The following is a 13,874-nucleotide window of genomic DNA, read 5'->3' as shown; positions in this document are numbered from 1 at the left end:
GGCTTACTCGCCTTCTTTCTTCGCTTTGAATTTGAAGGTCTGAGTAGCTGCTACCGCTTGTTTCCAGCCTTCGTACAAATTGTCTCTTTCTTCTGCTGGCATTTCTGGTGTAAACATTTGCCCTTCTTCTGCCATTGATTTCAATTCATCCAAGTCTTTCCAGAAGCCAACCGCTAGCCCTGCCAAGTAAGCTGCACCTAATGCGGTTGTTTCCAGATTCGCAGCTCGTTGCACGTCAATGTCTAAAATGTCCGCTTGGAACTGCATCAATAGATCGTTTTTGGCTGCACCGCCATCGACTTTCAGCAATGGGATATCGATGCCAGAATCTTTTTTCATCGTGTCGATGACATCTTTTGATTGATACGCAACAGCTTGCAATGTTGCCCGAACAAAATCTTCCTTCGTCGTCCCACGAGTCAAGCCAAAGACGGCTCCTCTTGCATCTGAATCCCAATAAGGTGCACCCAATCCAGTAAAGGCAGGCACCACATACACTTCATTATCGCCTTTTGCTTTGGCAGCTATCTCTTCTGATTGCGGAGAAGACTCGATCATTCGTAGACCGTCCCGCAGCCATTGGATCGCTGATCCAGCAACGAAGATACTTCCTTCTAAGGCATAATAGACTTTGCCGTTGATGCCATACCCGATGGTCGTCAGTAGGTCATTGTCAGACAATTGTGGTTCTTCACCCGTATTCATGACGATAAATGCCCCAGTGCCGTAAGTATTTTTGATCATGCCTTTTTCAAAGGCCATTTGTCCAAAGAGGGCGGCTTGTTGGTCCCCAGCCATTCCAGCGATTGGTACTTCACTGCCGTAAAAATGGTAGCTGCGGGTGTGACCATAGACTTCTGAGTTGCTTTTGACTTCTGGCAACATCGAGCTTGGAATGTTCAAAAGATCCAAGATTTCTTGATCCCACTCTAATTTATGAATGTTGTAAAGCATCGTCCGACTAGCATTGGAGTAATCGGTGACATGGACTTGCCCATCTGTCAGTTTCCACACAAGCCATGAATCGATCGTTCCGAAAAGTAGCTCGCCATTATCCGCCTTTTCTTGTGCCCCTTCGATATTGTCTAAAAGCCAGCGCACCTTGGTCGCTGAGAAATACGCATCAATGACTAACCCAGTTTTTTCATGAATCATCTCTGTATGGCCATCTGCTTTTAATTGGTCAGCGATCGGTGAAGATTGGCGGGATTGCCAAACGATTGCATTTGCGATCGGCTGGCCTGTCGTTTTGTCCCAAACCACTGTCGTTTCACGCTGGTTAGTGATCCCGATGCCGGCGATTGCTTCTGGTCGGATACCTGATTCAATAAATGCCCCTGCGATGACTGATTGGACAGAGTTCCAAATTTCATTGGCGTTGTGTTCTACCCAACCCGATTTTGGAAAGTATTGCGGAAACTCTTTTTGTGAACTGCCGATTTTTTTCCCGTTACGATCAAAAATAATTGCTCTTGAACTAGTGGTTCCTTGGTCGATCGCCATTACATAATTTTTTTCTGCCATTTGATTCGCTCCCTTTAGTTTTTTATACGCTCTTCTTGTTAGCGCTTTCTGACTTGCTTTTATTTTAGCCGAACTTTCGCTATGTGGTTCGTCAATTTTTTTTCAAATTTCTAAGAAATTGACGAAATCCACTATTGAAAGCGTTCGCGGATCATTTTTTTGATCGTTTCCCGATCATAAGCGGTACCTAGTTCACTGATTCGATAAGTCGGTGTTTTCGTCTCGATAGCATAATTTGCCAAGATCAAATCATATTCTTGTTCCGGGCGATAGCGTTCCACGACTACGCCATTCAAATTTTTGAGATACAGCAGCCACATATAGTAGAGGGCTTCTTTAAACAGTTCATCCATTTTCAAAGCGATCCCGACGCGAAACTCCCGATTGATTTGATAATCGATGATCGTGATCACGCTCAAGTATTTGACCATCGTCATCATCAACAAACTATTTTTATCAGATGGCTTGATATCAAGCTCTGCTAAAGCCTTATCCAATAGTTCGTGACTGATTTGCTGGATGTTACGACTGGATAGCTGCGCTTCTAACTGCCAAATATTTTCTCGATCAAAAACCTCCACATCCCCTTTGAAAAAATACACGCGGCTGTGGATCTGCAGCAGGTGACCATAACAAGTGGCTTCGATTTCACGGGGAACAAACGATGGGCGGTAGAGATGCAAAATATGTTCCAAAATCAAGGTATCCGTCAAGGCAGTTGGCGTAAACCGAGAACGCTGCAGCATATACACTTGCAGATCGTGTTCGGATAACACCGAGAACGACAGTAAAAAGACAAAGTGCAGCATCGCCTCCTCTTCTCTGACTTCTAATGCATAATGGCCAAACCCACGAAATACCAACTCCCGTAATTGCTGAAACAAAGGATCTTTCGTGTAGGGTACCATTTTCTCCCGTAAGACTTGAAAGGATTGAGTAGCAATTTTCAGTCGCGCCTTCATGATCCTCAGCCATAGGGACAAGCGCTGTTGGGCTTCTTTCGTGAAGGTCATGTTCAGACCTCGTGTGATCAGACCGACGTATTTTTCATCGATCGGCAGCGGCTGACTGTCGAAAGAATGGACATACCAAAAGAGTTCAAAATAGAAATAACGAATTTGCGTTTCTTCCCCAATCAGCTTTCCTTGCCAGATCTCTAACTCGAATTCTGCTAGCAAGCCATTTAGCTCTTTGATTTTGCGAAACAAGGATGACTCGCTGACCGCTAATTTTTGTGCCAGCTGGACAGTGGTCACCTCTTGATGCTGCAAAAGATGCTCGAGGATTTGAAATTTCAATGCTGAACGATAAAACGCCCATTCGATTTGATTGAGGGAAAAAGTGGGACTCATTTCAAAGACCAGGACACCTTTTCGATAATACAACCGACACTGCTCTTGGTAGTGAGCCAGCTCATCTTGCAACTCCTCCACATATTTTTCCAAGGAAGGCTTACTGATGCCAAGATAGCTCGCCAGCTCGTGCAGCTCCATTTTTCCGCCCACCAGTAAAAGCTTTTTGAGCAGCTGCAATTGCTTTGCTTCTTTTTTTTCTAATAACTGATCAAGTCTCATCGGCATCACTTCCCGACCACATAAAAGTTTCGTCGATTACATTAGTGAATCGTGGATGGAAGAAAAAGTCTTTTTGGGTCAACTCCTCCATCGTTGCCTGCTGCTCGATCGCAAACGCTAGTAAATTGATTTTTTCCAAAATATTGGCTTTTGATAAAAGCTGCGCACCAACGATTCGGCCGCTGGCTTGTTCGATCATCACTTTTCCATGAACCTGTGTTGGATCAAACAAGGAACTGGCGGCAGTAAACGCATGACAGACGATCGGAGATTCGAAGAAAAACCGATCCGACTCGGTCAAGCCGGTGCTTGCTAAGTACCACCCAAACAGTTGCGTTCCGACTGTCCGCAATCCGCCACGAAACGGGGTGGTTTTACTTGCCAGATTACGAGCTGCTGCGATTCCTGAGCGAACAGCATTGTTGACTAAGGGCATATAGACCGTGTCTTTCGTAATAGCATTCGGAATTTGGATCAAATCGCCGACCGCAAAAATATCCGTGGCAGAAGTTTCCAAGTAGGCATCTGTCCAGATGGTTTGATCACTGTGTAATTCAAAGACCGCAAATGCCTCTGGCAAGCGAGGATGAACGTTGACTGTCGTCAATACCAGATCGCTTTCATAGCCTTGATCGGCGGTTTCGATCCGAAAGCCTGTTTCCGTTTTAACGACTGCCAAAGTTGGCTTGGACCAATGCAGCTGCAAGTTGGGGATTTTTTCGATCTCCGTTAAAAAGGGCTGCAAAAAATCGTGATCAAAGTACTTGAATAAAGGATATGACATTGATTCGATCACACTTACTTTTTTTCCGATCGCAGTCAAGGTATTCGCCGCTTCCATCCCCGCTTGACCAGCACCTACGATGGTAATCGACTCTGCTTGGGGCAATTGCTGCAAGAAATGCTTGGCTGCCTCATATTCCTTGTAGGTCAGTAGTGCTTCTTCTGGTTGTGGCAAAACAGTGGAATCTTGACTGGAGCCTGCTGCCAAGACGAGTCGATCATAACTTAGTTCTCGCTTATCCGTTCGAATCCGATGATCCGAAGGAAAAATCTCCAGAAGCGTTTCTTCTAAAGCAACGTCGATCGTTTCTGCCTCCAGCTGCTCCTTCGTACAAAAGAATGCTTCTTCCAGCGATGCGATCCTGCCTTCGATCAGCAATAACAAACCGCTTGGAACAAACCCAAGATGGGCTTTTTTTTCTATCAATAAAATCTCTGCGTCAGGGTATAATCGGCGTGCTTCACGGGCGCAGCTGACACCCCCAAAGGACCCGCCTATGATAATGATTTTCATTGGATCACCTCTCTCCCTTAGCTTAAATGAAACGCTCTCATTTGACGAGTAAAAAGCTATCAGGCTGACTATTTTTTTGTTAACTGCGGTAAAATAAATGAGACCTATGCTACACTATACGCAAAGGAGTGTTCAAATGGTTTTCTTTTATCAATTCATGCTGGGATTGTTTGCCAGCATATTCGTTGCAGCGGCAGCATTCGTCTTTCAGTGGCTGACTGTTTCTGGCGCACTGGCTGCGATTCTTTGCGGCACACTGGTCATTGGCTTTGGTCCGTGGTACAGCATCTTTTTGATTGGCTTTTTCTTTGCCAGCTCTGGCATCATTGGTCTTTTAAAGAAAATGCGCAGTCAGCCAGAGTTAGCTGTGCTTGCCAAAGGTGCTCGCCGTGATGCAAAACAAGTCTTTGCGAACATCACACCAAGCATCTTTGCTCTACTGCTTGCCTTTTGGACGAAAGAACCGCTATTCCTTTGGGGATTTGTGGCGGGAATCGCTAGCTGTACGGCTGACACTTGGGGCTCAGAAATCGGCGTGCTAAGTCCAAGTCAACCGCGTCACTTACTTACGGGAAAAAAATTACCACCAGGACTTTCCGGCGGTGTCAGTTGGTTGGGAACTGCCGCTTCCCTAGCAGGGAGTCTCGCCATCACTGGTTTATTCGCAACAGCCTTATGGTTGAACGGCAAGCCGTTCTCATTTGATCTCTGGTTGACCTTGACTGCCTTAGGCTTTGGCGGTAGTCTCTTGGACAGCTTACTGGGCGCAACGATTCAGGTGCGCTATCAATGCCCTGTCTGTCACCAATACACCGAAAAAAAAGTCCATCACGACGTTGCCACCAAGCAAGTCGGCGGTCTTTCCTTTGTAACGAATGAAGGGGTCAATTTGCTGACTTCAATAGTGATCGTTATTTTGACTGTATGTTTCTTTTACTTAAAAATGTCTACCGCATCATAAAAAAAGCAGCAAAGCACGTCACTAATGTGAGGTGTCTTGCTGCTTTTTGACTCAATACCGATTAAGCAATATCCACTAAGCGGATCTTCGTGACATTTTTGTAGACAGACAATTCTTCGATCACTTCAGAAAAGCCTAGTCCTCGCGGGAGATCAATCGTATAAATGTTGGTATAAATGCGATAGTCTTCCATGAATTTGACATCAAAATTGACATCTTCGATCACGATATTTTTCTCTTGGAAGTACTCCGTCAAAAACTCTTTGGTCTCGGTGCGGTGGATGTACTGGATCTCTAATTTCTTTGCTGTTGGTACGCGGACGATCCGCTTAACGATCGTCAATGCAAAGAAGATCCCGATAAAACTGCTTAATGCGATGGTGTAAAAGCCCATCCCGATGGCAATTCCTAAACCGGCGATCGCCCATAAGGAAGCAGCCGTCGTCAACCCCGTCACCGAGCGCTTCGTCACAATGATCGTTCCGGCGCCTAGAAAACCGACCCCGCTGACGACTTGCGCAATCAATCGTGCTTCGTCCGAACGAATCACCCCTGCTAAATCTGGATGATCCAGCGCATCTCGCATGGCACCTGTGGCGATCTCCACTTGGATCAAAGCAATGACACAAGCCCCCATGCAAACCAAGATATGGGTTCTAAGACCAGCTGGTCGGCTTTTGTACTGCCGCTCGTACCCAATCGCGCCACCCATGACCATCGCCAACAGCAACCTCAGTGCTACTTCAGGAATGGATAAATGCATATCAACCATTTGCATCCCTCTTTTCTTCGTATTCTCTCTTTTAACTATAGCATCTCTGATGAAAAAAAGAAAAAAACAGCGCCGAATCAGTCAAATAAAAAAAGCCCCCTCAGAAAATAAGCAAGTAAGCTACAAACCATTGCTCGCAGCTGCGCTGGCGCTACTGCACAAGCGCAGGGGGAAGCTGCAAGGATGGCTCATTTTTCCTTCTGACTTATTTCTGAAAAGGGCTGATTTTGTTTTACAGGTTGCTGGCAGCAGCCTCATCGATGATCACGATCACGTCATCATGCTTTTGTAAAACAGAAGCTGGTAATTCGTTGGTTACGGGTCCTTCAATCATTTTTTGGATCGCATCCGCTTTGACTTCGCCAAATGCCATCAAAATGATTTTTTTGCTTTGCATAATCGAACCGATTCCCATTGAAATTGCCGTCGTTGGGACGTCTTCGACTTTATCAAAGTAGCGTTTGTTGGCATTGATGGTTGATTCAGTCAAATCAACGACTGAGGTCGTTCCTTCAAAAGATGCACCAGGTTCGTTGAAGCCGATATGTCCGTTTTGACCGATACCCAAGATTTGGATATCAACTGGGTGATCCGCAATCACGCTATCGTAGCGTTGGCATTCTGCTTCTAAGTCTTCCGCTTTGCCGTTTGGTACGAAGGTTTCTTTGAATGGTTTTTTATTGAATAAATGAGCATTCATGAAGTAACGATAGCTTTGTTCGTCTTCGCCGCCTAGTCCTACGTATTCATCTAAGTTGACTGAAGTCATTTCTGAAAAATCAACTTCACTGGCAGTCATTTCTGCATAAAGGGTCTCTGGCGTGCTTCCTGTTGCTAAGCCTAGGACCTTGGCGCCATTTGCCATACCTTCTTGAATCAATTCAAAAGCTTTCTTTCCGCCTTGAGCAGCATCTTTAACGCGAATAATTTCCATGATCAGCGCTCCGTTTCTATTTGGTATAGTCCAATAATACCACAGGTTGTGTTTGATTACAATAATTAGTCTAGACCAGATGACGATTTTTTCTCGCCGATCAAAAAAAGACGAGCTCTAAAATGCGCTCGTCTCTACTCGTATTCTACTTGCTTACCAATTCGTATAAACATCAATACCGCTATGACCGACACCTGTGTCATAGACTTTATAGGCACCTAAAGATGATTGACCAGTCGATCCTTTCGGTTGATTATCACTGGCAACAACGATGTACCCATCGGCATCACGGATGGTTCCGTCTGATGCTACATGGCGACCAGGGATATTCAATCCGCCTCCTGGCAAGACTTTTTGTGAGTAGTACGATTCTCTCACACCATTGAAATAGTTGATCCCATCCACTGGATTCAAGACACCAGAACCAGCACCAGGAACGCTTGAACGAGTTTGACTCACGTTAGCAGTCGCTGTGGATTCACTTTTTTCTGTGCTTTCTTTCGTACTTGTTTCTTTGTTTTCTACTGATTGGCCATCGTTAGAAACCAACAATGTTTCGCCATCAAAAATCATATTTGGATTTTCGATCGAATCATTTAAAGCTAAAAGGTCTTCGACCGTTGTTTGATAAGTAGCAGCGATCCCAGATAGAGTGTCTCCTGGTTCGACAACACGGGTTTGTTCTGCTGCTGAAACAACTGTTCCGCCAACGAATAAACCAAATCCTGCAACAACTGTAAATGCAAATTTTTTCAAATGAAAAAACCTCTCTTTTGATTATTTGTCCCGCTATCGGGCACAAGTAAGAGAATAACATTACAATATTGCAGGAAGGTTTCAGAAATATTTTTCATTATCACAATTGTTAAACAGAAAGTTACAGGATTTTTATTCAAAAATGCTAAACTTACAATATTGTTATCCCTTTCGATGAGTGCTTTTAGTGACCACATGCTATAGTGATGCTAGTAATGGAAAGGAATGACACCCATGAAAAAACTACTATTAACGCTTGGCGTTTTGATTATTGTCGTAGCCGGCTATTTCGGCTACACGTACTATGCAACAACGTATCGCGGCATCACGGCTTATGCTATCACGCCCAACAAAGTCCCTGAAAAGACACAGACCTACAGCGATTCTGGTGAAAAAATCGATGGCTCTTTTACCTACAAATACACCTTTGAATTCGTAAAGAAAAATGGTGAAAAAGAACTCATGACCTATGACCTGACGGGCGAAAATGTAAAACCATTGGCTCCAAATACTTTAGTCAAAGCAGAAATCAGTAAGACCCGCATCATTTCTGGTCCCAACGAAATCCCTCAATCAGAAGTCCCCGCAAAAATATTGTCTGAGCTGGAATCCTTTGACGAATGAGAACTTCTTACAAGAAACTTTCTACTTTTTAAGGTTCATTTTACTTTGACCGACTATGCTAGCTTTATACCAAAACTATTTTTCTTCCTCTTACCAGTCCTCGCCCGACTGGTATTTTTTGATTTTTCCCAATGGTCAAGAGTTACGCTTCTTATAGACAGAACCGCTCTAGCTTTGCAATGGTTTTTTTCTCAAATTTTGATCAAGCAGCTATTGACGATCGGAAATAAATAAAACCAGAATCAATAGGATAAACGCTGGTTTCATCATAAAAAAACCGCTAGATTGTTTATCTCTAGCGGCTTTTTTTGCGATTTTAATAGAGTTCCAAGTATTGTTCTCTTTCCCAATCGGAGACTGTTTGGCGGAAGGCTGCCCATTCTAATCGTTTTGCTTCGACAAAGTTGGCATAGATGTGTTTGCCTAAGGCATCGATCATCACTTGGTCTTTACGCAATGCTTTGATGGCATTGTGGATCGTTGATGGCAGATCTTCGATTTGTGCTTCTGCCCGTTCTGTTTCGTTCATGATGTAGATGTTGCGGTCGACAGCTGGTGGTGGTGTCAACTCACGTCTAACGCCATCAAGTCCTGCTTGTAATAAAACAGCCATTGCTAAGTATGGGTTAGCAGATGGGTCAACTGAACGCAATTCCAAACGCGTTGACAAGCCTCTTGATTCTGGCACCCGAATCAATGGTGAACGGTTGCGTCCTGACCATGCCACGTATACAGGCGCTTCGTAACCTGGCACTAAGCGTTTGTAAGAGTTGACGGTTGGGTTGCAGACAGCCGTGTAAGCACGGGCGTGTTCGATCAAACCGCCTAAGAAGTGATACGCTGTTTGGCTTAATTGCATTGGTCCTTCTTCATCAAAGAAGACATTTTCATCACCTTTGAACAAGGACATGTTGCAGTGCATGCCTGAACCGTTGATACCGAATAATGGTTTTGGCATAAAGGTCGCATGCAAGCCGTGTTTACGAGCAATGGTTTTCACGACAAGCTTGAAGGTTTGGATGTTGTCACATGCTTCCACTGCATCCGCATATTTAAAGTCGATCTCGTGTTGCCCTGGTGCCACCTCATGGTGAGACGCTTCAACTTCAAAGCCAAGGCTTTCTAATTCTAATACGATATCGCGACGGCAGTTTTCCCCTAGATCGGTTGGGGCAAAATCGAAGTAGCCGCCTTTGTCGTTTAATTCAGTTGTGATTTCGCCTGCTTCATCTAATTTGAATAGGAAAAATTCTGGTTCTGGTCCAAGATTGAAAGAAGTAAAACCAAGGGATTGCATGTCTGCTAATGCCCGTTTTAAATTGCCGCGAGGGTCGCCTGCAAATGGGGTGCCATCTGGATTGTAGATATCACAGATCAAACGAGCCACTTTGCCATGTTCACTTTCCCAAGGGAAGATCATCCAGGTCGACAAATCAGGATACAGATACATGTCACTTTCTTCAATACGGACAAATCCTTCAATAGAAGAACCGTCAAACATCATTTTGTTTTCCAGTACTTTATCTAATTGACTTACAGGTACTTCAACGTTCTTGTTCGTTCCTAAAATATCAGTAAACATCAAGCGTAAAAAGCGCACGTTCTCATCCTTTACGATTTGTTTGATGTCTTCGGCAGTTCTTTCAAATTTTGGCATAGTATCCCTTCCTTTTTCCCAATTCTTTTTTTATATCACAGCAATGATCTACAAGTGCTCTACATTCGTGGACCTTTTTGCTGGTATGGCTGTTGTTGATTCAATCCACCTTGAGCCAAGAGTTCATCATAAAAAATTCGACGTACATCTTCATCGGTCAGCGGCGGTTTGTTCTTCGCTTCTTTTTCTTTGGCAACTTTCATTTCATAAACTCGTTTGATTCCCGCCATGTTCAGTCCATCGGAAAGATAATCTTTGATCTCAAGCAAGGTATCAATATCATTCAGCGAGTACATTCGTCGATTGCCATCGCTGCGTTCCGGGTGGATCAATTCTTGTTCTTCGTAATAACGAATTTGACGGGCGGTGAGATCGGTCAATTTCATGACTGTTCCGATAGGAAAGACTGACATTGAGCGCCGCAATTCTTTTTCCCGCATAACTTGGCTCCCCTCCGTTTCAATGATGCTGCGTAACTTTATGGAAACTATACCAATTCTTTTTTTGCGTGTCAACCCCTCATGTTAGAAAAAGTGACATGAATGCAATTTTTTTTGATTTTTCCACTGAGTCCTTGATTTGATCGCATGTTCAAGCAGTCCTTTTTCTGGAAGAAATGGTGCCTTAGCCAAAAATGTTCGGGTTTTGCACTTGAAGGAAGTCAAACCACTTATACTTCCATAATTTTGTCACCACAAAAAAAACGGTGCATCAGCTGCACCGTTTTCTGTTTATTCCTGTTCTTGCGCCATTCTGCGTAGTGGATAGGTATCTTCCAGCGCAAATCCTTTGATATGATAGGTCTGTGTTGCTTCATCGAAGGCATTGCTCAACACTAGCGACTCCCGTTTTAAACGATTCAGCGCATTGCCTTCATCGGCTTGCAACACCAGATGATAAGGCTGCATGATCTGCATCAATTCCATTTTGATCGCCTGAGTCAAGCGCTCTTTGCCTTTGGTACTCTTTGCTGAGATCAAGACATTGGGAAATAGTGTTGGGACAAACTGATCGGCGTCGATGCGATCCGCCTTATTGTAGACCGTCAACATCGGTAATTGGGTCAAAGAAAGTTCCTCCATTAATTTTAAGACCGTCTCCTCTTGCTGGACCCGTTCTTCGGAACTGGCATCGACGACATGCAGCAAGAAGTCCATGTTTTGACTTTCCTCCAGTGTGGAATGAAACGCATCGATCAATTGGGTCGGCAATTCTTGGATAAAACCAACCGTATCGGTAATGGTGACTTCGAATCCTTCTGGCATCCGCCAGCGTTTCGTCAAAGGATCGAGTGTCGCAAACAACTGGTCTTGCTCATACGTATCCGCACTGGTCAAAATGTTTAAAATAGTTGATTTTCCAGCATTGGTATAACCAATCAAGCCCATTTGAAAGACTTGGCTGTCTTTGCGCTTTTGGCGTGTTCGGTCTCGATGGGCTGCCACTTCCTTCAATTCCCGTTTGATGATGGTGATGCGGTTGCGGATGTGTCGACGATCGGTCTCCAGCTTGGTTTCCCCTGGCCCTCTCGTTCCGATTCCGCCCCCTAGCCGAGACATGTTCTTTCCTTGCCCTATCAAGCGTGGAAGCAAATAATCCAGCTGCGCCAATTCTACTTGCAGCTTTCCTTCTTTGGAACGGGCACGCATCGCAAAAATATCAAGGATCAGCTGAACGCGATCAATCACTGGCACTTCTAGCGCATCACCGATCAACTGGCTTTGCCTTGGTGTCAGTTCATGATTGAAGATCACTAGATCTGCTTCATGTGCTTCTGCCAACTGCTGCAATTCCGCAACTTTCCCCTTGCCGATCACGGTTTGTCGATCGACTTGCTGCCGTTTTTGCACCAGTGAAAAAACAACTTCACCATTGGCGGTTTTTGTTAAGCTTTTCAATTCTTTCATTGACGAATCAAAATGAAGATAGTTTTTCTCCGTTTCAACTCCGACAAGAATCACACGTTCTTGGCTCATCTTTTCTCCTCCAACCATTGGTCGATTTCTGTTTCAAGGGTACGTTGTTCTTCAGGTTGCCTCACTAAATCAATCCATCGGGGCTGTGCTCGGTTATTGAACCACGTCAGCTGCCGCTTGGCGTAGCGGCGTGAGTTTTGCTTGATTTGCTCAACGGTCTCCTCCAATGTGGCCTGCCCTTGAAAATAGGGCAAAAATTCCTTGTAGCCGATCCCTTTGGCGGCTTGCGTTTCTGGATACTGCAAAACAGCTTTTGCTTCTTCGATCAAGCCTTGATCCATCATCAAGTCCACCCGCTGATTGATTCGCTGGTATAACACTTCTCGCTCAGTGGTTAACCCGATCATGAAGAAATCGTACAAAGCTTGTGGTGTCTCTTTTGGTGCAGCGATACTTTCGCCAGTCGTTTCAAAAACCTCCAACGCACGAATCACTTTCCGCTCATTGTTGTAGTGGATCTTCGCTGCTGCCAAGGGATCGACCGCCTGCAGTTTTTGCCATAAAGCTTCTTTGCCGATGGCTGCTGCTTCTTGTTCGTAACGCTGACGAATCGTTGGGTCGCCTTCTTCTGCCCCTAAACGAAAGTCATACAGCAGCGCTTGGATGTATAACCCTGTTCCCCCTACAACGATCGGCAGCTTTCCTTGCTGCTGGATCGTCTCGATGGCTTCACGCCCCATTTGCTGGAAATCAGCGGCAGAGTATGCTTCCGTCATCCCCCGAATATCGATCAAATGATGAGGAATCCCTGCCATTTCTTCCTTCGTCACTTTGGCGGTACCGATATCTAACTGACGGTAAATTTGCATGGAATCCCCGCTGATGATCTCCCCTTGGTATTTTTGGGCTAACTGGATACTCAAGGCGGTTTTGCCAACTGCGGTCGGTCCCACAATTACTAAGACTTTTTTCATCCTTTTGTTTCCTCGCGGACCTGTTGCACAATTGCCCGAGCTTTTTCTGGAAAATCGGTGATGATCCCCGTCAACCCCAGAGCCAAGCAGGTGCGAATCGCCGCTTCTTCGTTGACAGTCCACGGACGGATCGCGATCGGAAAATCAGTTAAGACCGTTGCTGTCTCTTGAACCCAGCGATAGGCAGGATGAATTCCTTCGATATACGGTCGGCTGAGCGCCAACGGTGGTTTGTCTTCCCCGCGTCCCATAATAAAATCAAGGGTCGCATCCGGTTCGATCGCATGCATCCGATCCAAGGTCTCGATATTGAAGGAACAATACCAATGAGTAAAGGGCCATTCTTGACTATTCATTAAGTCGGATACTTTGGCTTCGATTCCTTCATACTCATAATGATCGGTTTTTAATTCGATCGTCAAAATGCCACGATAATTCTTCGCTGCAAGTAAATCCAACACTTCTTTTAGCGTGGGGACTTTGGCGGCTTGGAATTCCTCAGAAAACCAGCTGCCAGCATTGAGGTCTTTTAGTTCAGCAACCGTCAGGTCACAGATCCGACCTTTGCCGTTGGTCGTTCGATCAACCGTTTCATCATGCATGACGATCAAGCCGCCATCTTTTGATAGATGTACATCTAACTCAATGATATCAGCTTTGACCCGCACCGCTTCCGCAAATGCTGGTAGCGTGTTTTCAGGTCGGTTGCCGCTACTCCCGCGGTGGGCAACTATTTGTACCATCATTCTTTCACTCCATTCTCACTCTTTATTTTACCATGGAATCTACTAGAACCAAAAAGCCTCTGTTTGTTTCGATCCTCTTAATGAATAATAACGCTTTGTTTCGGTCAAAGAAAAACACCCTTACTATGATCGCAGTAAG

The 13,874-nt window shown here is 44.9% G+C and carries 13 protein-coding genes; 2 read left to right on the top strand and 11 right to left on the bottom strand.

Annotation, left to right across the window (positions count from 1 at the left end):
* Positions 1-3 precede the first annotated feature (3 nt).
* The 3 genes from glpK to IGK14_RS03025 form a co-directional block, all read right to left on the bottom strand.
* A complete protein-coding gene (gene glpK / locus IGK14_RS03035; RefSeq protein ID WP_005225176.1) occupies positions 4-1,524 on the bottom strand; it encodes a glycerol kinase GlpK in 1,521 nt (506 codons plus the stop codon).
* 131 nt (positions 1,525-1,655) lie between these two features.
* A complete protein-coding gene (locus IGK14_RS03030; protein WP_010747538.1) occupies positions 1,656-3,098 on the bottom strand; it encodes a helix-turn-helix domain-containing protein in 1,443 nt (480 codons plus the stop codon).
* Positions 3,088-4,395: an NAD(P)/FAD-dependent oxidoreductase gene (locus tag IGK14_RS03025; RefSeq protein WP_010747537.1), complete on the bottom strand. Its 1,308-nt coding sequence runs from the start codon at positions 4,393-4,395 to the stop codon at positions 3,088-3,090. Before IGK14_RS03025 ends, IGK14_RS03030 begins: the two co-directional genes overlap by 11 nt.
* Before the next feature lie 136 nt (positions 4,396-4,531).
* On the opposite strand from IGK14_RS03025, the gene IGK14_RS03020 reads away from it, so the two are divergent.
* Positions 4,532-5,356: a DUF92 domain-containing protein gene (locus IGK14_RS03020; RefSeq protein ID WP_010747536.1), complete on the top strand. Its 825-nt coding sequence runs from the start codon at positions 4,532-4,534 to the stop codon at positions 5,354-5,356.
* Between the two features lie 61 nt (positions 5,357-5,417).
* Here the strand turns inward: IGK14_RS03020 and IGK14_RS03015 are convergent, their stop codons facing one another.
* The 3 genes from IGK14_RS03015 to IGK14_RS03005 form a co-directional block, all read right to left on the bottom strand.
* Positions 5,418-6,128, bottom strand: coding sequence for an MgtC/SapB family protein (locus tag IGK14_RS03015; protein WP_008377072.1), 711 nt, complete (start codon positions 6,126-6,128; stop codon positions 5,418-5,420).
* Positions 6,129-6,360: 232 nt separating this feature from the next.
* Positions 6,361-7,062, bottom strand: coding sequence for a glucosamine-6-phosphate deaminase (nagB, locus tag IGK14_RS03010; protein ID WP_005225171.1), 702 nt, complete (start codon positions 7,060-7,062; stop codon positions 6,361-6,363).
* A gap of 153 nt (positions 7,063-7,215) precedes the next feature.
* Positions 7,216-7,818 (bottom strand): LysM peptidoglycan-binding domain-containing protein, encoded by a 603-nt coding sequence (locus IGK14_RS03005; protein WP_010747535.1) that lies wholly within the window; start codon positions 7,816-7,818, stop codon positions 7,216-7,218.
* Between the two features lie 234 nt (positions 7,819-8,052).
* On the opposite strand from IGK14_RS03005, the gene IGK14_RS03000 reads away from it, so the two are divergent.
* Positions 8,053-8,442 carry a YxeA family protein gene (locus tag IGK14_RS03000; protein ID WP_010747534.1) on the top strand — a complete coding sequence of 130 codons (390 nt, stop codon included), beginning with the start codon at positions 8,053-8,055 and terminating at the stop codon, positions 8,440-8,442.
* Positions 8,443-8,758: 316 nt separating this feature from the next.
* On the opposite strand, the gene glnA is transcribed toward IGK14_RS03000, so the two are convergent.
* The 5 genes from glnA to IGK14_RS02975 all read right to left on the bottom strand — a co-directional run bounded on the left by glnA (position 8,759) and on the right by IGK14_RS02975 (position 13,735).
* On the bottom strand, positions 8,759-10,099 hold the full coding sequence (glnA, locus tag IGK14_RS02995) for a type I glutamate--ammonia ligase (RefSeq protein ID WP_010747467.1): 1,341 nt from the start codon (positions 10,097-10,099) through the stop codon (positions 8,759-8,761).
* Between the two features lie 59 nt (positions 10,100-10,158).
* Positions 10,159-10,539: a MerR family transcriptional regulator gene (locus IGK14_RS02990; protein ID WP_005225166.1), complete on the bottom strand. Its 381-nt coding sequence runs from the start codon at positions 10,537-10,539 to the stop codon at positions 10,159-10,161.
* A gap of 291 nt (positions 10,540-10,830) precedes the next feature.
* Positions 10,831-12,075, bottom strand: a complete 1,245-nt coding sequence (gene hflX / locus IGK14_RS02985) for a GTPase HflX (RefSeq protein WP_005225165.1) — start codon at positions 12,073-12,075, stop codon at positions 10,831-10,833.
* Positions 12,072-12,989 carry a tRNA (adenosine(37)-N6)-dimethylallyltransferase MiaA gene (gene miaA / locus IGK14_RS02980; protein WP_010747466.1) on the bottom strand — a complete coding sequence of 306 codons (918 nt, stop codon included), beginning with the start codon at positions 12,987-12,989 and terminating at the stop codon, positions 12,072-12,074. Before miaA ends, hflX begins: the two co-directional genes overlap by 4 nt.
* Complete coding sequence (locus IGK14_RS02975; RefSeq protein WP_010747465.1) at positions 12,986-13,735, bottom strand: glycerophosphodiester phosphodiesterase; 750 nt, start codon at positions 13,733-13,735, stop codon at positions 12,986-12,988. The genes miaA and IGK14_RS02975 overlap by 4 nt, the downstream gene beginning before the upstream one ends.
* Positions 13,736-13,874 lie beyond the last annotated feature (139 nt).

Source organism: Enterococcus sp. DIV0970a (genome assembly GCF_051711265.1).
GTDB lineage: Bacteria > Bacillota > Bacilli > Lactobacillales > Enterococcaceae > Enterococcus_D > Enterococcus_D casseliflavus.
Note: the sequence above shows the minus strand (reverse complement) of the source record. Positions and strands in the feature narration are given on the sequence as shown.

Bases quoted from the DNA above. Each gene is read 5' to 3' on its own strand.
- IGK14_RS03015 (WP_008377072.1), bottom strand. From the start codon at position 6,128: ATGGTTGATATGCATTTATCCATTCCTGAAGTAGCACTGAGGTTGCTG.
- glnA (WP_010747467.1), bottom strand. From the start codon at position 10,099: ATGCCAAAATTTGAAAGAACTGCCGAAGACATCAAACAAATCGTAAAG.
- IGK14_RS03030 (WP_010747538.1), bottom strand. From the start codon at position 3,098: ATGAGACTTGATCAGTTATTAGAAAAAAAAGAAGCAAAGCAATTGCAG.
- IGK14_RS03025 (WP_010747537.1), bottom strand. From the start codon at position 4,395: ATGAAAATCATTATCATAGGCGGGTCCTTTGGGGGTGTCAGCTGCGCC.
- miaA (WP_010747466.1), bottom strand. From the start codon at position 12,989: ATGAAAAAAGTCTTAGTAATTGTGGGACCGACCGCAGTTGGCAAAACC.
- hflX (WP_005225165.1), bottom strand. From the start codon at position 12,075: ATGAGCCAAGAACGTGTGATTCTTGTCGGAGTTGAAACGGAGAAAAAC.
- IGK14_RS02975 (WP_010747465.1), bottom strand. From the start codon at position 13,735: ATGATGGTACAAATAGTTGCCCACCGCGGGAGTAGCGGCAACCGACCT.
- IGK14_RS02990 (WP_005225166.1), bottom strand. From the start codon at position 10,539: ATGCGGGAAAAAGAATTGCGGCGCTCAATGTCAGTCTTTCCTATCGGA.
- glpK (WP_005225176.1), bottom strand. From the start codon at position 1,524: ATGGCAGAAAAAAATTATGTAATGGCGATCGACCAAGGAACCACTAGT.
- IGK14_RS03020 (WP_010747536.1), top strand. From the start codon at position 4,532: ATGGTTTTCTTTTATCAATTCATGCTGGGATTGTTTGCCAGCATATTC.
- nagB (WP_005225171.1), bottom strand. From the start codon at position 7,062: ATGGAAATTATTCGCGTTAAAGATGCTGCTCAAGGCGGAAAGAAAGCT.
- IGK14_RS03000 (WP_010747534.1), top strand. From the start codon at position 8,053: ATGAAAAAACTACTATTAACGCTTGGCGTTTTGATTATTGTCGTAGCC.